Below are 19,495 nucleotides of genomic sequence, written 5' to 3'. Positions count from 1 at the left end.
GTCCCGCCGGCCCGCCCTCGTACGGCGAGTTGACCGACCGTCAGGCGTCGACCTTCTCCATGACCTCGTCGGAGACGTCGAAGTTGGCGAAGACGTTCTGCACGTCGTCGCTGTCCTCCAGGGCGTCGATCAGCTTGAAGATCCTGCGTGCGCCGTCCTCGTCCAGCTCGACCTGCATGGTCGGCAGGAAGTTGGCGTCCGCCGAGTCGTAGTCGATGCCCGCGTCCTGCAGCGCCTTGCGTACCGGCACCAGGTCGGTGGCCTCGCTGATCACCTCGTAGGACTCACCGAGGTCGTTGACCTCCTCGGCGCCGGCGTCGAGGACCGCGCCGAGCACGTCGTCCTCGCCCAGCTCGCCCTTGGGGACGATCACCACGCCCTTGCGGTTGAAGAGGTACGACACCGAGCCCGGGTCGGCCATCGAGCCACCGTTGCGGGTCATGGCGACACGGACGTCGGAGGCGGCGCGGTTGCGGTTGTCGGTCAGGCACTCGATGAGGACCGCGACCCCGTTGGGGCCGTAGCCCTCGTACATGATCGTCTGGTAGTCGGCGCCGCCCGCCTCAAGACCGGCACCGCGCTTGACCGCGCTGTCGATGTTCTTGTTCGGGACCGAGCTCTTCTTCGCCTTCTGGATGGCGTCGAAGAGGGTGGGGTTGCCGTCCGGGTCGGCTCCGCCGGTCCTGGCCGCGACCTCGATGTTCTTGATCAGCTTCGCGAAGAGCTTGCCGCGCTTGGCATCGATCACGGCCTTCTTGTGCTTCGTCGTAGCCCATTTAGAGTGGCCGGACATCCGACAGTCTCCTTCGCGTCACCCATTGCTGTTCTTCGTCGCGCGGTCGATCCTACCGGGATCCCGTCAGCCCGCGGCGCGCACGGCGGCCACGAAGAGTTCATGCACCCGGTGGTCGCCGGTCAGCTCCGGGTGGAAGGACGTGGCCATCACATTGCCCTGCCGTACGGCGACGATGTGGCCGCCGTACTCGGCGAGCACCCGGGTCCGCGCGCCGACCGACTCGACCCAGGGCGCCCGGATGAAGACGCCGTCGACCGGGCCGCCCTGGACGCCGTCCACCTCGACGGACGCCTCGAAGGACTCGTTCTGCCGCCCGAAGGCGTTGCGGCGGACGATCATGTCGATGCCGCCGAAGGTCTCCTGGCCTGATCGGGGGTCGAGGATCTTGTCGGCCAGCATGATCAGCCCGGCGCAGCTGCCGTAGACCGGCAGCCCGGCGCGTATCGCGGCCCGCAGCGGCTCCATCACGCCGAAGAGCACCGCCAGCTTGGAGATGGTGGTGGACTCGCCCCCGGGGATGACCAGGCCGTCGAGGCCGGACAGTTCCTCGGGGCGGCGGACCTGGCCGGCCGCGGCGTCCGCCGCGGCCAGCGCCGAGAGGTGTTCGCGGACGTCGCCCTGCAGGGCCAGCACACCGATGGTGGGACGCGGCATCGGTGGTTACCAGCCGCGGTTGGCGTAGTGCTCGGAGTCGGGGAGTGTGTCGATGTTGATACCGACCATGGCCTCGCCCAGGTTGCGGGAGGCGTCCGCGATGACCTTCGGGTCGTCGAAGAAGGTGGTGGCGCGGACGATGGCCGCGGCCCGCTTGGCCGGGTCGCCGGACTTGAAGATGCCGGAGCCGACGAAGACGCCCTCGGCACCGAGCTGGCGCATCAGGGCCGCGTCCGCGGGGGTGGCCACGCCGCCGGCGGAGAACAGCACGACGGGCAGCTTGCCCAGCTCGGCGACCTCCCTGACCAGCTCGTAGGGGGCGCGCAGCTCCTTGGCGGCCGCGTACAGCTCGTTGTTGTCCAGGCCCTTGAGGCGGGCGATCTCGCCCTTGATCTGCCGCAGGTGGCGGACCGCCTCCACGACGTTGCCGGTGCCGGCCTCGCCCTTGGAGCGGATCATGGCCGCGCCCTCGGCGATCCGGCGCAGCGCCTCGCCGAGGTTGGTGGCGCCGCAGACGAAGGGGGTGGTGAAGGCCCACTTGTCGGAGTGGTTGACCTCGTCGGCCGGGGTGAGCACCTCGGACTCGTCGATGTAGTCCACGCCGAGCGCCTGCAGCACCTGGGCCTCGACGACATGGCCGATCCTGGACTTCGCCATCACCGGGATGGAGACCGCGGCGATGATGCCGTCGATCATGTCGGGGTCGGACATCCGGGCCACGCCGCCGTCCTTGCGGATGTCGGCGGGCACCCGCTCCAGCGCCATGACGGCGACGGCTCCGGCGTCCTCGGCGATCCTGGCCTGCTCCGGGGTGACGACGTCCATGATCACGCCGCCCTTGAGCTGCTCGGCCATACCGCGCTTGACACGTGCGGTGCCCGTCTCGGGGCTGCTTGCGGCGGACGGTGTGGTGGACACGGTGACCTCACTCGCTGGTGAACGGCAGTAGTCGCCCCGGCTCGCCACCAGGGCCACTGCCATCGTCGGTCGCCGGGCGGCGGCGGAAAAGGGCCAATTCGGCGCGGGTGGCTCCCGCCGCCGGGACCGTCAGTGCGCGCCCGCGCCCTCTGTGGTCAGCGGGGACGGTGGTTCGTCGTCCATCTCGAAAGCCAGCGGGAAGGGTGCGTGTCCGGCCAGCCGCAGCCAGCGCACCACCCGGTGCTCGCGGACTGCGCGGGCGGCGCGGACCGCGTCGTTGTGGAAGCGCCTGGCCATCGGCACCCGGCGTACCGCCTGGGTCAGCTCGCCGATCGCCGCGGTGCCGCCGGGGGCGCCGCTGACCTCGCCGACCGCGTCCGGGTCGGGGAAGACCGCGCGCAGCGCCTGGCTCAGCTCGCTCTCCGCCACCTCCCGCTGCTCCGGCTCGGCCTGCCGGGCGGCGTGCGCGGACTCGTAGAGCACGATGGACGCCGCCGGGTCGAGCACCCCCGCGGTCGCCAGCTCCTGGGCGACGGAGGCGCGCCGCAGCAGCTGGGCGTCCAGCGCCGCGCGGGCCGCGTCGATACGGGCGTGCAGCCGGTCAAGGCGCCCCGCGGTCCAGCTCAGGTACAGGCCGACCGCGACGAGCGCCACCGCGATCCAGATGATGGTGGTGGTCACGGGCGGCAAGGCTACCGGCGCGCGGGACCGAAGAACCCGCGCAGCCGGGTCCGCTCGTCGGTGGCCACGTGCGCGGCGCCGTCGGCGACCGTCTCGTAGACCGACAGGATGTCCGCGCCGACCGAGGACCAGTCGAAGCGGCGTACGTGCGCGCGGCCCCTGGCGCTCAGCGCGGTGCGCCGCCCGGGGTCGGCGAGCAGCCGCAGAGCGGCGGCGGCCAGCGCGTCGGCGTCCTCGTTGGCGAACAGCTCGCCCGCCGAGCCCTGGGCGAGCACCTGCGCGAAGGCGTCGAGGTCGCTGGCCAGCACCGCGGCGCCGGCCGACATCGCCTCGACCAGGATGATGCCGAAGGACTCGCCGCCGGTGTTCGGCGCCACGTAGAGGTCGACGCTGCGCAGCAGCCGCGCCTTGTCCTGGTCGCTGACCATGCCGAGGAATTCGACCCGGCCGCGCATCTGCTCGGGCAGCGTGGCGACGGCCTCCTCGGCGTCGCCACGGCCGGCGACCAGCAGCCGGGTGCCGGGGCGCTCGGCGAGGATGGCCGGCAGCGCCCGCATCAGCACCGGCAGCCCCTTGCGCGGCTCGTCGATCCGGCCCATGAAGCCGATGGTGTCGCCCTGCCACTCCTTGCGCGGCTCGGCGCGGGCGAAGAAGTCGACGTCGACGCCGTTGGGGATGACGACAGCGTCGCCGCCCAGGTGCTCGACCAGGGTGCGCCTGGCGTACTCGCTGACCGCGATGCGCGCCCTGATCTTCTCCAGCGCGGGCTGCAGGATCGGGTAGGCGGCGATCATCGCCCGCGAGCGCGGGTTGGAGGTGTGGAAGGTCGCCACGATCGGGCCCTGCGCGGCCCAGCAAGCGAGCAGGCCGAGCGAGGGCGAGGTGGGCTCGTGGATGTGGACGACGTCGAAGGCGCCGTCGTGCAGCCAGCGCCTGACCCGGGCCGCGGACAGGAAGCCGAAGTTCAGCCGGGCCACCGACCCGTTGTAGGGAACGGGGACCGCGCGCCCTGCCGAGACGACGTAGGGCGGCAGCGGGGTCTCGTCGTCGGCGGGCGCCAGGACCGAGACGTGGTGGCCGAGCGCGATCAGGTGCTCGGCGAGGTCCCTGATGTGGAACTGGACGCCGCCAGGGACGTCCCAGGAGTACGGGCAGACGATCCCGATCCTCACACGGTCCCCGTTCCGCTGCCGTCGGCGGCCGGCACGGGAGCGCCGGCGCGCGGTTCGAGGTCGGCCAGCCAGAGCCGTTGCAGCATGTGCCAGTCCTCCGGGTGCTCCGCGATACCGGAGGCGTACGCGTCGGCGAGCGCCTGGGTCATCACCGTGGTGCGGTGGGCGCGGTCCCCCTCGGCCGGCACCGGGACCGGCGGGTGCACCCTGCCCTGCATCACCGGCGAGTCGTCGTACCACAGGGTGACCGGCAACAGCAGCGCCCCGGTCTGCTGGGCGAGCAGCGCGGGGCCGGCCGGCATCCTGGTCTTCTCGCCGAAGAAGTCGACCTCGACGCCGGAGGTGGACAGGTCGCGGTCGGCGACCAGGCAGACCAGGCCGCCGTCGCGCAGGCGGCGGGCCAGGGTGCCGAACGCGCTGCCGCCGGTGTGCGGCAGCACCTCCATGCCCAGGCCCTCGCGGTAGGCGACGAAGCGGTCGTAGAGCGTCTCGGGCTTGAGGCGTTCCGCGACGGTGGCGAACGGCGTCTCCAGCTTGGTGGTGACCCAGGCGCCCGCGAGGTCCCAGTTGGCCATGTGCGGCAGCGCCAGGATCACGCCGCTGCCGGCCGCCAGGCCGCCGGTCAGGTAGTGCACGTCGGAGGGGTCGAAGCCGCCGCGTACCCGGTCCTTGCTCCAGGCGGGCAGCCGGAAGGACTCCATCCAGTACCGCAGGTAGGAGCGCATCCCGGCCCTGGACAGCTCGCGCAACCCCTCAGGGCCTGCGTCCGGCACCACCCGGGCCAGGTTGGACTCCAGGCGCAGCACGCCCTTGCCGCGCTGCCGCCAGGCGGCGTCGGCGACGGTACGTCCCAGCGCCCTGGCCGCCGGTTCCGGCAGCGTCTTGACCGCGGCCCAGCCCGCCCCGTACAGGCCGTCGATCACGCGTTCCTTCACACCCCGCTCCCCTGCTCGGCCAGCGCCGCGTCCGCCTCGGCGGACTCCCGGCGTACGGTCACCACCCGCTGGATGAGGGTGACCAGGCTGCCCGCGGCGACCGCCCACAGCGCGATCGGCAGCAGGTACTGGATGCCGGGCACGCCGAACTTGTGCAGGCCGGAGAAGCCGCACAGCGTCAGGGTGACGACCAGCCGCTCGGCCCTCTCGACCAGGCCGTTGACGTTGACCGGCAGGCCGATCGCCTCGCCGCGCGCCTTGGTGTAGGACACCACCTGGCCGCTGGCCAGGCAGAAGATGGTCACCGCGCACAGCGCGAGGTTGTCGCCCTTGCCCGCGTACCACATGGCCAGGCCGCCGAAGATGCCCGCGTCGGCGACCCGGTCCAGGGTGGAGTCCAGGAAGGCGCCCCAGCGGCTGGAGACGCCGGCCTGCCTGGCCATGTTGCCGTCGACCAGGTCGGAGAAGACGAACAGGGTGATGACCACGGTGCCCCAGAAGAACTCGCCTCTGGGATAGAAGACCAGCGCACCTGCCATCACTCCCCCGGTGCCGATCAGGGTCACCGTGTCGGGGCTGACCCCCTTGCGCAGGAGAAATGCGGCGAACGGCGTGAGAACACGCGTGAAGAACGCACGCGCGTACTTGTTCAGCATGGCCTTCCCGACGGGTCGGAGGATGTGGGCGCGGCGGCCCGAGGCCGCCACCGGATGGCCCATCGTAGCCAGCCGCCGGACGGCCGACGCGCGAGGCACCGCCGGGCCCGCCGCCGGCCGCCCGAACCGCCGACCGGACCGGCCGCCCCCGGTACGACGTATGGACGCGGCCTGACCGGCGTGGGAAGGTCGAAAGACCGCGGGCGTCGTCGAGGCCGCCTCGCCTGTACGCGGTCTCCCGTGGCGTCCCTGGCGCGCGCCCCCGACGAGGGCGCGGACCCCATGCGGGCAGGACCCGGGAGGCGAGTGCACGTGGGTGCAGCCGACAGGAGAGACGGACAACCAGGGGCCGCCGGAAGGGCGCCGGCGGCCGACCGCCCCGAGAAGGTGCGCAATGTGGTGCTGGTCGGCCACAGCGGAGCAGGGAAGACGACGCTGGTGGAGGCGCTCGCGCTGACCACCGGAGCGGTGAACCGGGCCGGCCGGGTCGAGGACGGCGGCTCGGTCTCCGACCACGACGAGATCGAGCAGCGCCAGCAGCGCTCGGTGCAGCTGTCACTGGTGCCGGTCGAGTGGGGCGGCATCAAGATCAACGTGCTGGACACCCCGGGGTACGCCGATTTCGTCGGGGAACTGCGGGCCGGTCTGCGCGCGGCGGACGCGGCCCTTTTCGTGGTCTCCGCCGCGCAGGACGGCGAGGGCATCTGCGGCCCGACCCGCATCGTGTGGGACGAGTGCGCCGCGGTGGGCATGCCGCGGGCGGTGGTCGTCACGCACCTGGAGTCGGCGCGGGCCGGCTTCGAGCAGACCGCCGCGCAGTTCGCCCGCGAGCTCGGCGGCGACGACCCCGACGCGGTGCTGCCGCTCTACCTGCCGGTGCACGGCCCGGAGGGACCCGACGGGCACGCCCCGGTGACGGGCCTGGCCGGGCTGCTGTCGCAGCGGGTGCACGACTACTCCTCGGGCGAGCGGGTGACGCGGGACCCGGACCCCGAGCTGCTGCCGCGGCTCACCGAGGCGCGCAACCGGCTCATCGAGGGGATCATCGCCGAGAGCGAGGACGAGACGCTGATGGACCGCTACCTCGGCGGTGCGGACATCGACGTGGACACGCTCGTCACCGACCTGGAGCGGGCTGTCGCCCGCGGCACCTTCCACCCGGTGGTGGCCGCGGCGCCCGCCGCCGACGGCGCCCGGCAGGGCATCGGCACGCTGGAGCTGCTCGAACTGATCACCGGCGGCTTCCCCACCCCGCTGGAGCGGGCGGTTCCGCCGGTGACCACGCTGGACGGCGGGCGCACCACGCTGTCCTGCGACCCGGAGGGGCCGCTGGCCGCCGAGGTGGTGAAGACCTCGTCCGACCCGTACGTGGGGCGGATCAGCCTGGTGCGGGTCTTCTCCGGCACGCTGCGTCCGGACGAGACCGTGCACGTGTCGGGGCACGGCATGGAGGACCGCGGGCACGAGGACCATGACGTCGACGAGCGGGTCGGCGCGCTGTCCTCGCCGTTCGGCAGGCACCAGCGGCCGGTGCCGTCCGCGGCGGCCGGCGACCTGGTGTGCGTGGCGAAACTGGCCCGCGCCGAGACCGGCGACACCCTGTCGGGCAAGGACCGGCCGCTGCTGATGGAACCCTGGCGGATGCCCGATCCGCTGCTGCCGGTCGCCATCGAGGCGCACAGCAAGGCCGACGAGGACAAGCTGTCGCAGGGCCTGTCCCGGCTGGTCGCCGAGGACCCGACGATGCGCCTTGAGCAGAACCCGGCCACCCGGCAGGTGGTGCTGTGGTGCCTGGGCGAGGCGCACGCCGACGTGGCCCTGGAGCGGCTGCGCGGCCGCTACGGCGTCCAGGTCGACGCCGTGCCCTACAAGGTGTCGCTGCGCGAGACCTTCGGCGAGGCCGCCACCGCCCGCGGCCGGCACGTCAAGCAGTCCGGCGGGCACGGGCAGTTCGCGATCTGCGACATCGAGGTGGAGCCGCTGCCGGTGGGCTCGGGCATCGAGTTCGTGGACAAGGTGATCGGCGGCTCCGTGCCGCGGCAGTTCATCGCGTCGGTGGAGAAGGGCGTACGCGCCCAGGCCGCCCGCGGGGTGGTGCTGGGCTTCCCGGTGGTCGACATCAGGGTGACGCTGTCCGACGGCAAGGCGCACTCGGTGGACTCCTCCGACGCGGCCTTCCAGACCGCGGGCGCGCTGGCGCTGCGGGAGGCGGCGGCCGGCTGCCGTATCCATCTGCTGGAACCGGTCGCCGAGGTCGGGGTGCTGGTGCCCGACGCCTACGTCGGCCCGGTGATGAGCGACCTGTCGGCGCGGCGCGGCCGGGTGCTGGGCACCGAACCCGCGGGTCCCGGGCGCACCCTGGTGCGCGCGGACGTGCCGGAGATCGAGATCGGGCGCTACGCGGTCGACCTGCGCTCGCTGTCGCACGGCACCGGGCGCTTCAGCCGGCGTTACGCCAGACACGAGCCTATGCCGGCGGCGCTCGCGGCGCGGATGCGGCAGCAGGAGGAGGCGGAGCGGGCCGGATAACGGGCCGTGCCCCACACGGTGCCGCCTCGGGTGTGCCACGCCGTGCCGTCGCCGCCAGGCAGCGGCGGGCGGCTCCCTGCGTGGCCTCAAACCGCCGCGCCGGCAGGTACGTTGTCGGCCGTTCGGCGGCTCGCGGGCCCCCGCGAGCCGCCGCGCCGCTAATCTGGTGACTGCTCCGAACGTGTGATGGGCGCCCCGGTGGGGAATGGGCCGGTCGGAGCCGCGTGGTGGCGGGCGTAACGGCGGACTGGGGGCTTCGGTGACGGACGGGTTCGATTTCAGGCCGGGAGCGCAGATCCCGCTGACGGGCACCGACGGCGAGACCGGCGCGACACAGGCGCTGGCCTCCGCGGCCTACCGCGACACGTCGGTCAAGGCGCTGGTCGACATCAACCCCGCCGCCGCCGTCTCGGCCCCCAGGCTCTCGCTCTTCGAACCGAACCTCGGCGAGGCCTTCGCCCGCGCCGTCCAGGTCCGGATGCTCGGCGCCGGCCGCAAGGAACTCGTCCAGTCCTTCGGGGTCGAGCCGCAGACGGTCGTGGAGCACTGCCTCGCCGCCAACCGCATCCGGCAGGAGCGCGACTCCCGGCTGACCCTGCTGATGGGCGTCTTCGGGATCCTCTTCCTGCCCGGAGTGCTGGTCTGGCTCGGCGCCTTCCAGCTGCGCAGGTCACTGGCCGGCCTCAAGGCGGGCGGCAACCGCTACGGGGCGCTCGGCGGCGCCGTCCTCGCCGTCGCGATCGGCCTCGCGCTGCTGCTGGCCATCAGGCCGCCCTTCTCCGGCTTCTGGCAGCAGTATTTTCGGGTGATCATGATCGCCCCGGTCATCGGCTGGTTCTGGGCCAAGCGGATCTGCGAGCGCACCGCGAGGGACCTGCGCGACCGGTGGGGCGGCCTGGTGGCCGGCACCGGGGTCGGCGCCAAGATCCCCGAGGCGGTGCCCCGCAACCCCAACCAGCTCCGTGCCGAGAGCCTGCGGCAGTCGCTGGCGAAGCTGTCAGCCGAGCAGGGCAGCAACGTGATCTTCTACGCCGGCCCGCAGGGGATACTGGGCATGGGCAGCCGCTGGGGCAGCTGGCACATGGCCGAGGAACTGATCCCCGCGGAGGGCGTCACCGACATCAACCCCTTCCGCAGCTGGGACGTGATCCGGGCGATCCACGACAAGCTGCGGATGCTGGAACGCGGCCCGCTGCACACCGGCGGCTTCAGCAAGCCGTCAATACGGCACTGGGTGGTGTCCCCGATCGGGGAGGGCGCCAAGAAGATCGTCCGCCCGACGGGGCCTGAGGTCGACTCCTTCTCCGTCAAGGACTTCGAGATCCAGCGGATCTGCAACACCCAGCAGTTCGGCAAGGGCAACCGGCACTACCTGGGCATCCAGTTCACCCTCTGGGACGGCAACCTCGTCATCACGCTGCTGGTGACGGTGACGGTGCTCGCCCACACCCTGCGGGTCGACGTCACCGCGCACGCGCTCGGCCCGATCAACTCGCTGTTCTCCGACGGGCCGCCGGCCAAGGAGAAGACGGTCACCAAGCCGGTCAAGTTCTGGGAGACCAGGACCGTCCAGCTGCCGCTGATCGAGTCAGGCGAGGTCGTCAGGCTCGCCGCCCGGGCGCCGCTGACCTGGTTCCCGCCGATCCTCGACTACTTCGGCGGCACCCTGACGCTGCCGGAGCCGTTCGGGCTGCGGCACACCTGGGTCGACAAGCCCTGGCAGCACCGCTTCATGGCCGACGACGCGCTGCGCGCGGCGACACCGGTGCTGCGGGCGGTGCACTCCGCCGCGATCCAGGTGATGGCGGAGAACGGCGTGGACACCTCGCACTTCACCAACCGCTCGTCGCTGCTCAGCGGCCTGGTCCAGGGCGCCGAGCCCAAGAAGGCCGACGCCTACGACGCCTGACGCCCGCCCCGGCCGCCCGTCGCGGGCGACCGGTGGCGCGACGGCGACGGAGCCGGCGGGCCGAGCCGGCGACCGCGGCCGGGGTCAGTGCGGCCAGGCGTCCGCGAGCATCTTGCGGGTGTCGGCGAGCAGTTGGGGCAGCACCTTGGTCTGGCCGACCACCGGCATGAAGTTGACGTCGCCGCCCCAGCGCGGCACCACGTGCTGGTGCAGATGCGCGGCGATCCCGGCGCCGGCCACCCCGCCCTGGTTCATCCCGATGTTGAAGCCCTGCGCCGCCGACGCGGTCCGCAGCGCGGTCATCGCCCGCTTGGTCAGGTCGGCCAGCTCGGTGGTCTCGGCCGCGTCCAGCTCGGTGTAGTCCGCGACATGGCGGTACGGCACCACCATCAGGTGGCCGCTGTTGTACGGGTAGAGGTTGAGCACCGCGTAGACCTGCTCGCCGCGGCTGATGATCAGGCCGTCCTCGTCCGACTCGGCCGGCAGCGCGCAGAAGGGACATCCGTCGTCGGCGCCGGGTCCGGTGGGCTTGTTCTCGCCCTGGATGTACGCCATGCGGTGCGGGGTCCACAGTCGCTGGAACGCGTCCGGTGTCCCCGCCCCCTGCCCCTGCTGCGGCTCACTCGTCATGCGGATCAGCATAGGACTTCGCCGGTGGCGCGCGTGTCGCCGGGCCTGCCAGCGGGTACGTACCGAGATCCTGGCCGGATGGACGACGACCGCGGCCGGCTGACCCGGTGGGAGAACCGCAGCGAGATCCCGCTGTTCCTCCTGTCGCTGATCTACCTCGGCGGCTACGCGGCCCTGGTGCTCGCCCACGGCCTGCCACCGGCCGCGCACTCCGCGCTGCTGGCCACGATCGCCTTCGCCTGGGCCGGCTTCTTCGTGGACTACGGGGTACGGCTGCGGCTCAGCGGCCGGCACTTCGGCCTGCGCTACATCGCCCACCACCTGCTCGACACGGTCGTCCTGGTGCTGCCGCTGCTGCGCCCGCTGCGGGCGGTCCAGATCTACCAGGTCATCCAGCGCCGCCACGAGCAGCCGCGGCTGAGCCTCTACGGCCGGGTGATCGCCTACGCGGGCATGGCCGCGCTGCTGATCGGCTTCACCGGGGCGCTGGCGGTCTACCAGCAGGAGCGGCACGCCCCCGGGGCGACGATCCGCACCTTCGGCGACGCGGTGTGGTGGACCTGCCAGACGCTCACCACGGTCGGCTACGGCGACGTCACCCCGGTCACCACGCTCGGCCGGGTGATCGCGGCCTTCCTGATGGTGATGGGCCTGGCCCTGCTCGGCGCGGTGACCGGCTCCTTCTCCTCCTGGCTCTACCAGATGTTCGCCCGGGAGGGCGAGCTGCCCCCGCCCCGCTGAGGCACGGGGGCAGCTCGCGCGGTCAGACCTGGACCCGGCGCTCCACCACGTCGACCAGCTTGGCCAGCGCCTGGTCGCGCGGGACGCCGTTCTCCTGCGAGCCGTCGCGGTAGCGGAAGGAGACCGTGCCGTTGGTCATGTCCTCGTCGCCGACGATGATCATGAAAGGCACCTTCAGCTTCTGGTGCGTCCGGATCTTCTTCTGCATCCGGTCCGAGGACGCGTCCACCTCGACCCGCAGGCCCTTGCGGCCCGCCTCCTCGGCGAACTCCTGCAGATACCGCACGTGGGCGTCGCCGACCGGGATGCCGACCGCCTGGACCGGGGCCAGCCAGGCCGGGAAGGCGCCCGCGTAGTGTTCGAGCAGCACCGCGAAGAAGCGCTCGATCGAGCCGAACAGCGCCCGGTGGATCATGACCGGCTGCTGCCGGCTGCCGTCCGCCGCGGTGTACTCCAGGCCGAAGCGGGCCGGCTGCTGGAAGTCGACCTGGATGGTCGACATCTGCCAGGTCCTGCCGATCGCGTCCCTGGCCTGGACGGAGATCTTCGGCCCGTAGAAGGCGGCGCCGCCCGGGTCCATCACCAGGTCGAGGCCCTGCTTGCCGGCGGCCTGCCGCAGCTGCTCGGTGGCCTCGGCCCACTCATCCGCCGAGCCGATGAACTTCTCGGACTCGCCGCGGGTGGACAGCTCCAGGTAGAAGTCGCTGAGGCCGTAGTCCCGCAGCAGGTTGAGCACGAAGGTCAGCAGCGAGTCCAGCTCGTCGGGGACCTGCTCCCGGGTGCAGTAGATGTGCGAGTCGTCCTGGGTGAAGCCGCGCGCCCGGGTCAGCCCGTGCACCACACCGGACTTCTCGAAGCGGTAGACGGTGCCGAACTCGAACAGCCGCAGCGGCAACTCGCGATACGACCGGCCGCGCGCCTTGAACACCAGATTGTGCATCGGGCAGTTCATGGCCTTGAGGTAGTAGTTCTGCCCCTCGAACTCCATGGGGGGGAACATGCCCTCGGCGTAGTGCGGCAGGTGGCCGGAGGTCTCGAAGAGCTTGGCCTTCGTGATGTGCGGGGTGTTGACGAACTCGTACCCCGACTCCTCGTGGCGCAGCCGGGAATACGCCTCCATCTCCTTGCGGATCGTGCCGCCCTTGGGATGGAAGACCGCCAGGCCCGAGCCGAGCTCGTCGGGGAAGGAGAACAGGTCGAGCTCGGCGCCGAGCTTGCGGTGGTCGCGCTTGGCGGCCTCCTCCAGGAACTCCAGATGCGCCTTGAGCTCCTCCCTGGTCGGCCACGCGGTGCCGTAGATCCGCTGCAGCATCGGGTTGCGCTCGCTGCCGCGCCAGTAGGCCGCCGCGTTCCGCATCAGCTTGAACGCCGGGATGTACCGGGTGGTGGGCAGGTGCGGGCCTCGGCACAGGTCCTTCCAGCACAGCTCGCCGGTCTTCGCGTCCAGGTTGTCGTAGATGGTCAGCTCGCCGCTGCCCACCTCGACGTCGGCGCCGTCCTCGCTGCCCGCCGAGGAGCCCTTGAGGCCGATCAGCTCCAGTTTGTACGGCTCGGCGGCGAGCTCCTCGCGCGCCTGCTCGTCGGTGACGACCCGGCGGGAGAAGCGCTGGCCGCGCTTTTGGATCTCCTGCATCTTCTTCTCGATGGCCTTGAGGTCATCGGGGTGGAAGGGCTTGTCGACGTCGAAGTCGTAGTAGAAGCCGTCCTTGACCGGCGGGCCGATGCCCAGCTTCGCCTCGGGGAACAGCTCCTGCACCGCCTGCGCCATCACATGCGCGGTCGAGTGCCGCAGGATGTTCAGCCCGTCCTCGCTGGTGATGTCGACCGGCTCGACCTCCTCGCCGTCGGCCACGGCGTGGGCGAGGTCCTTCAGCTCGCCGCCGACGCGGGCGGCGATCACCGAGCGCTCCCCCTCGAACAGCTCGGCCGCGGTCGTGCCCGTCGTGACCGTCCGCTCTTCCGGTTCGGCGGAATCGCGTCTGATGATCACACGGAGGTCTGGCACCGGTCTGCTCCTGACTGAGGTCGTACGAGTCAGCGCGGCGAGCGGTCGCCGCACCGCTGAATCGTACCGAGCCGGGAGGTCTCCCCGCGAAGCCGTTCTCCCGGCCTGTGGAAAACCCGCTACGCGCTCCTCGGCGGCGGGACGCCGTCGCCGGCCCGGCCGGCGGCGGAGCCGGCGGAACCCCAGCTCAGCAGGAGTACGGCGACGTCGTCGAGGTGCCGCCCGCCGTCCAGCCCGCGGGTGACGGCGGCCAGGTGGTCGATCAGCGCCTGGTCGTGCGGTGTCGGTGCCGCCTCTATGACGCGGATCAGGCCGTCCGTCCCCAGCCGCTCGGACCCGCTGCCCGCGTGGCCCTCGATCAGGCCGTCGGTGTGCAGCAGCAGCGCGCCCGCCTGCGGGAGCTTGATCCTGGTGGTGGTCCAGTCGTCGGCGCCCGGCAGCAGGCCGAGCGCGATGCCCGGCCGCGCGTCGACCGAGGCGGCCAGCCCGTTCTCGATGAGCAGGGGGGCGTCATGGCCGGCGAGGGTGATGTCGGCCCGGCCGACCGCCGGGTCGATCGACAGCGTCGCCACGGTGGCGAACATGGCGGAGTAGGTGCGCTCCGCGACCAGGATCCGCTCCATCAAGGAGAGCAGCTCGCCGTCCCGGTGGCCGCCCAGTATCAGGCTGCGCCAGGCGATGCGCAGGCACACCCCGATCGCGGCCTCGTCGGGGCCGTGGCCGCTGACGTCGCCGATGACGGCGTGGACGGTACCGTCCGCGGTCTCCACGACGTCCAGGAAGTCCCCCCCGAGCAGCGCCCCCACGCGCCCCGGCAGATAGCAGGACGTCGGCACGACCGGGGCGCCCGCGGTGAGCATCGGCACCGGCAGCAGGCCCCGCTCCAGCCGCTGGTTCTCCTGCGCCCGCTGCTGGTTGACGCGCAGCTCGGCGGCGGTGTGCTCGGCCTGCTTGCGGTGGACGGCGTAGCGGACCGCGCGGTCCAGCAGCTCGCCGGTGACCGACCGCTTGACCAGGTAGTCCTGCGCGCCCGCGGCGACCGCCTCCGGCCCCGCGCGGTCCTCCGAGAGCCCGGTCAGGACGATGACCGCCGCGGCGGGGCAGGCCGCCTGCATCCGGCTCACCGCTCCCAGCCCCATGGCGTCGGGCAGGTGCAGGTCGAGCAGCACGCAGTCCGGGGCGCTGCGGGCGGCCTCCGCCATGCCGTCGGCGAGGTTCTGCACCCACCGCATGTCGACGTCGAGCGTGGAGTCGGCGACGTACTCCTCGACCAGCAGGGCGTCCCCCGGGTCGTCCTCGATCAGCAGGATGCGGAATCTGCCGCCGGTCGGCGCTGCCGCCGTACCGGGTTCTGCCTGGGTCACTCCTGGCTCTCCTCAGCCGCTACGGGGACCGGGACCGGGGCGGGTCCGGGCAAGGTGAAGGTGATGCGCGTACCGGGTCCGTGGTCGGTGTCGACCGCGATGGTGCCGCCGTGGAACTCGACGATCTTCTTGCAGAGCGCCAGCCCGATGCCGTTGCCCGGATAGGTCTCGCGGGTGTGCAGCCGCTGGAAGATGACGAAGACCTGCTCGGCGAACTCCTTCTTGATCCCGATGCCGTTGTCGGTGAACGCGAAGTGCCACATCCCGTCGTCGCCGTGCTCGGCGGTGACCGCGACCCGCGGCGGCCGGTCGGGGCTGCGGAACTTGACCGCGTTGGACAGCAGGTTCTGCATCAGCACCCCCAGCTGGGTCGGGTCGCCGACGATCGTCGGCAGCGGGTCGTGGCTGACCTCGGTGCCCGACTCCTCGACGGCGATGCTCAGCGCGTCCGCGGTCCGGGTGAACAGCTGCTCCAGGTCCACCGGCGAGGTCTCGGTGTGCAGCCGGCCCACCCGGGAGAAGGCCAGCAGGTCGTTGATGAGGGTCTGCATGCGGTTGGCGCCGTCGACGGCGTAGCCGATGTACTGCCCGGCGCGGTCGTCCAGCTGGTCGGCGTAGCGGCGCTGCAGCAGCTGGCAGAAGCTGGCGACCTTCCGCAGCGGCTCCTGCAGGTCGTGCGAGGCGACGTAGGCGAACTGCTCCAGCTCCTCGTTGGACCGGCGCAGCTCGGTGGCCTGCTCGTCCAGCTGCGCCCGTGCGGTGTCGGTGAAGGCCAGCTCGTGGGCCAGCCGGCCGCGCATCTGCTCGACGTCGGCGGCGAGCCGGCGCAGGTCGGCCGGTCCCGTCGGGGTCAAAGGGTGCTCGAACGACCCATCGGCGACCTGCCGGGCGTCCCTCGACAGCTGTTCCAGGGGCAGCGTGACACCGCGGCGCAGGCCGGCGAAGATCACCACGGTCAGCGCCAGGATCACCGCGGCGATCAGCAGGAAGATCCGGTCGCGCAGCTGCCCCGCGACGCTCAGCTCGTGGCGGGAGTGGTCCCGGTGGCGCTGGAGCGTCTGCTGGAGGGTCCTGGTCGCGGTGCGGACGGTGTCGAAGGCGTGCTTGCCCGCGTCGGCGCGCTCCGCGGCCAGCGCGACCGGGGCGCCGGGCGGTGCCGCGGACACCGGGAGGGCTATCAGCTGCTGCCAGGCCCTGGCCTGCCGGGTGACCGTGTCGAGGTCGGCGACGGCGGCCGTGTTGCCGCCGACCAGCGCCCGCACCTGCGTGGTGTACGTCCGCTGGCTGTCGACGCCCGCGCGGTAGGGCTCGAGGAAGGCCTGCTGGCCGGTCAGCCCGTAGCCGCGGACACCGGTCTCCTGGTCGGTCAGGGCGGCTTCCAGCCGGACCGCGGCGACCAGCGCCGGAGTGTCCTTGTCGATCACCGTGCTGGACAGCGCCGAGGCGCGGTTCAGCGCCCAGCCGCCGACGATGCCGAGCACCAGCAGCACCGTCAGCGACACCGCCACACCGATGGACAGCCAGCGGCGCGTCGTCCACCGCTCCGCGGCCGGGACCGGAACCCGCGGTTCCCGCGTCCCCGCACCGGCCTCTGCCTCACGTTCGTCGGTCGCCACCGTCACCCGCCTCACCCCTCGCACCTGGCATGCCGAGTCGCGGGACCTGCCCGTCGACGACCCACAGCGGTCAGCGGCGGCGCCATCGTATCCGCAAGACAACTCCGGTTGTCAGGTGATCGGGCGGCTGCCTATAGTCCAGGGGTGCCCGGCAAGTCTCCTGTTCTCCATCTCGGCCACGACGAGCTCGTCTCACTCGCCGAGCGGGCGGTGGAGGATCTCGCGGACCAGCTTGCCGCCGGAGCCTCGCACAACCTCGACAGCCCTGGCGGAATGCCCGGAAAGGGTACCGCGCGTCCCGGTACGGCTGCGCCCGACCCGGGTGGCGCCACGGCGCTGGCCCGGCTCCAGGTGCTCTCCTACATCGTGCACGCGGCCGAGAACCGGGCCGCGGAGGCCGCCTCGGCCGCCGCTCTCGGCGGCGCCGGCTACCCCGACCTCGGCCGCGCCTGGGGCATCACCCGGCAGGGTGCCCGCCGCCGCTGGCCGGGGCTGGTCTTCACCGCGCGCCCGCAGTCCCGCCCGATCCCCGACCAGATCACCAGGAGCACCACTGTGAATGCCCTTGTCCCCCACCGCGCGTATCACGTGCTGCTCGTCGAGGACGACCCCGCCGACGCCCTGCTGATCGAGGAGGCCCTCACCCACGGCGGCGTCGCCCGCGCCATCGGCCGCGCCGACGACGGCATCGCGGCGCTGGAGTATCTGCGCGACCCGGCGAACCCGCGGCCCGACCTCATCGTGCTCGACCTCAACATGCCGCGGATGAACGGCCGCGAACTGCTCGGGGTGCTCAAGGAGGACGCCGACCTGTGCACCATCCCGGTCGTGGTGCTCACCACCTCCGCCACCCCCGGCGACGTGAGCGCCGCCTACCAGCGGCACGCCAACGCGTACGTGACCAAGCCGGTCAACCTCGACGACTTCCTGCAGTCGGTGCGCAGCATCGACCAGTTCTTCCTGGAGACCGCGACCATCCCGCTCCAGGAGGACTGACCAGCTCCGCCCACCTCCGCCGCACCTGGCATGCCCCGCCGATCTCCGGGCAGGCCGGTCCAGTGACAGCAAGCCCAGGGCCCCGGGCCCGCGGCTCGCGGCACGGCGGAAGGGGCGGCTTACATGACCACGGTTTCCGGACGTACGGAGAAGTCCCCCGACGAGCCGACGAAAGGGCCGCCCAGGCTGCGCAGGGACATGGGCCGGGTCAGCCTGCTCTTCGCGGGCGTCGGCTCGATCATCGGCTCCGGCTGGCTGTTCGGGGCGCTGAACGCGGCGAAGGTGGCCGGCCCCGCGTCGATCTTCTCGTGGGCGATCGCCGCGGTGATGATCCTGCTGATCGGCCTGTGCTTCGCCGAGCTGGGCACGATGTTCCCCGTGTCGGGCGGGGTGGTGCGCTTCCCGCACCTGTCCTTCGGGTCGTTCGCCAGCTACACGATGGGGTGGATCACCTGGGTCGCGGCGGCCACCGTGGCGCCCATCGAGGTCGAGGGCGCCCTGCAGTACGCCACCCGCTGGGCGCACTTCACCGACCACCACTCCTCCGGGGCGTACACGCTGACCGGCCTGGGGTACGCCGTCGCGGTCGTCGCGATGGCGTTCTTCGTGACGCTGAACTACTTCGGCATCCGCTGGTTCGCCCGCGTCAACAACGTGCTGGTGTGGTGGAAGCTGGCGATCATCCTGCTGGTGATCGCGGCCTTCCTGCTCACCGCCTTCCACGGCCACAACTTCGGCGCGCGGGAGTACGGCGGCTTCGCGCCGGGCGGCGCCAAGGGCGTGTTCACCGCCATCTCGACGGCCGGCATCACCTTCTCCTTCCTGGGCTTCCGGCAGGCGGTGGAGCTGGCCGGCGAGACCGACAACCCGCGGCGCAACGTGCCGTTCGCGATCATCGGCTCCGTGCTGCTCACCGGGGCGATCTACATCCTGCTCGAAGTCGCCTTCCTCGGCGCCGTCCCCGGGCACGACCTCGCGTCCTCCGGCGGCTGGCTGCAGTTGCAGTTCACCGACGACTTCGGCCCGCTGGCGGCGATCGCGAGCGCCATCGGCCTGGGCTGGCTGGCGTATCTGCTGTACGTCGACGCGGTGATCTCCCCGGCCGACACCGGCCTGGTCTACACGACGGTCACCGCGCGCATCTCCTACGCCATGGCGCGCAACGGGAACGCGCCCCAGGCCCTGTCAAGCACCACCAGCCGCGGCGCCCCGCTGGTCAGCCTGGTGGTGACCTTCGTGCTCGGCCTGGTGGTCTTCCTGCCCTTCCCCAGCTGGCAGCAGCTGGTCGGCTTCATCACCTCGGCGACGGTGCTGTCGTTCGGCTCCGGTCCGGTGGTGCTGGCTGCGATGCGCCGCCAGATCCCCGACCACGAGCGGCCGTTCCGCGTCCCCGGCGGCGACCTGATCCCCTTCCTGGGGCTCTACTCGGCGAATCTGATCGTCTACTGGGCCGGCTGGAACACCAACTGGAAGCTCTTCGCGACCATCGGTATCGGCTTCGTGCTGCTCGCGGTCCTCCAACTGACCGCCAGGGGCAGCAGCCCGCAGCTGGACTGGCGGGCGGGTGCGACCTGGGTGCTGCCCTGGCTCGCCGGCCTGGCCCTGACCAGCTGGGCGGGCGACTACGACGGCGGCCGCGGCTGGATAGGCCTCGGCTGGGGCTTCGTGGTCAACCTCGCACTGGCCGCGGTGGTCTACCTGCTGGCCCTGCGCACCCGCCTCCCCGAGGACCGGGTCCGGGCCCACATCGCCGAGGCCGTGGCGGAGGCCGGCCAGGAGCCCTGAGCCCGCCCGGCCTCGCACGCCAGCGTCGAGACCCGCGCCCGCTCCCGGCAGCCCGCCGCACACCAGCAGGGGCCGTCCGCTTCGGCGGACGGCCCCTGCTGGGTGTCG

16 protein-coding genes are annotated in these 19,495 nt (G+C 72.1%); 5 read left to right on the top strand and 11 right to left on the bottom strand.

All coding sequences use genetic code 11. The features are described 5' to 3' along the window. Positions 1–40 precede the first annotated feature (40 nt). The 7 genes from OG702_RS30015 to pgsA all read right to left on the bottom strand — a co-directional run bounded on the left by OG702_RS30015 (position 41) and on the right by pgsA (position 5,875). Positions 41–793 (bottom strand): YebC/PmpR family DNA-binding transcriptional regulator, encoded by a 753-nt coding sequence (locus OG702_RS30015; protein ID WP_327292068.1) that lies wholly within the window; start codon positions 791–793, stop codon positions 41–43. A 66-nt stretch (positions 794–859) separates the two neighbouring features. Further along, positions 860–1,450 carry a pyridoxal 5'-phosphate synthase glutaminase subunit PdxT gene (gene pdxT / locus OG702_RS30010; protein ID WP_327292067.1) on the bottom strand — a complete coding sequence of 197 codons (591 nt, stop codon included), beginning with the start codon at positions 1,448–1,450 and terminating at the stop codon, positions 860–862. 6 nt (positions 1,451–1,456) lie between these two features. After that, the gene (pdxS, locus tag OG702_RS30005) at positions 1,457–2,368 is read right to left on the bottom strand and encodes a pyridoxal 5'-phosphate synthase lyase subunit PdxS (protein WP_327292066.1); all 912 of its coding nucleotides are present in this window, start codon (positions 2,366–2,368) and stop codon (positions 1,457–1,459) included. A 129-nt stretch (positions 2,369–2,497) separates the two neighbouring features. Beyond that, complete coding sequence (locus tag OG702_RS30000; RefSeq protein ID WP_327292065.1) at positions 2,498–3,058, bottom strand: hypothetical protein; 561 nt, start codon at positions 3,056–3,058, stop codon at positions 2,498–2,500. Positions 3,059–3,060: 2 nt separating this feature from the next. After that, positions 3,061–4,221, bottom strand: coding sequence for a glycosyltransferase family 4 protein (locus OG702_RS29995; RefSeq protein WP_327292064.1), 1,161 nt, complete (start codon positions 4,219–4,221; stop codon positions 3,061–3,063). Beyond that, the gene (locus OG702_RS29990) at positions 4,218–5,156 is read right to left on the bottom strand and encodes a phosphatidylinositol mannoside acyltransferase (protein ID WP_327292063.1); all 939 of its coding nucleotides are present in this window, start codon (positions 5,154–5,156) and stop codon (positions 4,218–4,220) included. Before OG702_RS29990 ends, OG702_RS29995 begins: the two co-directional genes overlap by 4 nt. Further along, positions 5,153–5,875 carry a phosphatidylinositol phosphate synthase gene (gene pgsA / locus OG702_RS29985; protein WP_327292062.1) on the bottom strand — a complete coding sequence of 241 codons (723 nt, stop codon included), beginning with the start codon at positions 5,873–5,875 and terminating at the stop codon, positions 5,153–5,155. Before pgsA ends, OG702_RS29990 begins: the two co-directional genes overlap by 4 nt. 219 nt (positions 5,876–6,094) lie before the next feature. On the opposite strand from pgsA, the gene OG702_RS29980 reads away from it, so the two are divergent. After that, a complete protein-coding gene (locus OG702_RS29980) occupies positions 6,095–8,341 on the top strand; it encodes an elongation factor G-like protein EF-G2 (RefSeq protein WP_327293429.1) in 2,247 nt (748 codons plus the stop codon). Positions 8,342–8,600: 259 nt separating this feature from the next. Then, a complete protein-coding gene (locus tag OG702_RS29975; RefSeq protein ID WP_327292061.1) occupies positions 8,601–10,250 on the top strand; it encodes a hypothetical protein in 1,650 nt (549 codons plus the stop codon). A gap of 84 nt (positions 10,251–10,334) precedes the next feature. Here the strand turns inward: OG702_RS29975 and OG702_RS29970 are convergent, their stop codons facing one another. Next, a complete protein-coding gene (locus tag OG702_RS29970; RefSeq protein WP_327292060.1) occupies positions 10,335–10,880 on the bottom strand; it encodes an HIT family protein in 546 nt (181 codons plus the stop codon). A 78-nt stretch (positions 10,881–10,958) separates the two neighbouring features. Here OG702_RS29970 and OG702_RS29965 point away from each other — a divergent pair, with 78 nt between their 5' ends. Then, positions 10,959–11,621 (top strand): potassium channel family protein, encoded by a 663-nt coding sequence (locus tag OG702_RS29965; protein ID WP_327292059.1) that lies wholly within the window; start codon positions 10,959–10,961, stop codon positions 11,619–11,621. A 22-nt stretch (positions 11,622–11,643) separates the two neighbouring features. Here OG702_RS29965 and thrS read toward each other — a convergent pair whose 3' ends face one another. The 3 genes from thrS to OG702_RS29950 form a co-directional block, all read right to left on the bottom strand. Beyond that, positions 11,644–13,626 carry a threonine--tRNA ligase gene (thrS, locus tag OG702_RS29960; RefSeq protein ID WP_327292058.1) on the bottom strand — a complete coding sequence of 661 codons (1,983 nt, stop codon included), beginning with the start codon at positions 13,624–13,626 and terminating at the stop codon, positions 11,644–11,646. A 119-nt stretch (positions 13,627–13,745) separates the two neighbouring features. After that, entirely contained in the window at positions 13,746–14,990 is a 1,245-nt protein-coding gene (locus OG702_RS29955; RefSeq protein ID WP_327292057.1) for a PP2C family protein-serine/threonine phosphatase, read from the bottom strand. Then, positions 14,987–16,606, bottom strand: a complete 1,620-nt coding sequence (locus OG702_RS29950) for a sensor histidine kinase (RefSeq protein WP_327292056.1) — start codon at positions 16,604–16,606, stop codon at positions 14,987–14,989. Before OG702_RS29950 ends, OG702_RS29955 begins: the two co-directional genes overlap by 4 nt. A 144-nt stretch (positions 16,607–16,750) precedes the next feature. Between OG702_RS29950 and OG702_RS29945 the strand changes: the two genes are divergently transcribed. Together OG702_RS29945 and OG702_RS29940 are read left to right on the top strand one after the other, a co-directional pair. Then, on the top strand, positions 16,751–17,602 hold the full coding sequence (locus OG702_RS29945) for a response regulator (RefSeq protein ID WP_327292055.1): 852 nt from the start codon (positions 16,751–16,753) through the stop codon (positions 17,600–17,602). Positions 17,603–17,725: 123 nt separating this feature from the next. Further along, positions 17,726–19,387 (top strand): APC family permease, encoded by a 1,662-nt coding sequence (locus OG702_RS29940; protein ID WP_327292054.1) that lies wholly within the window; start codon positions 17,726–17,728, stop codon positions 19,385–19,387. Positions 19,388–19,495: the final 108 nt, after the last annotated feature.

Origin of the sequence: Streptomyces sp. NBC_01198, from assembly GCF_036010485.1 — a bacterium.
Lineage (GTDB): Bacteria > Actinomycetota > Actinomycetes > Streptomycetales > Streptomycetaceae > Actinacidiphila.
Note: the sequence above shows the minus strand (reverse complement) of the source record. Positions and strands in the feature narration are given on the sequence as shown.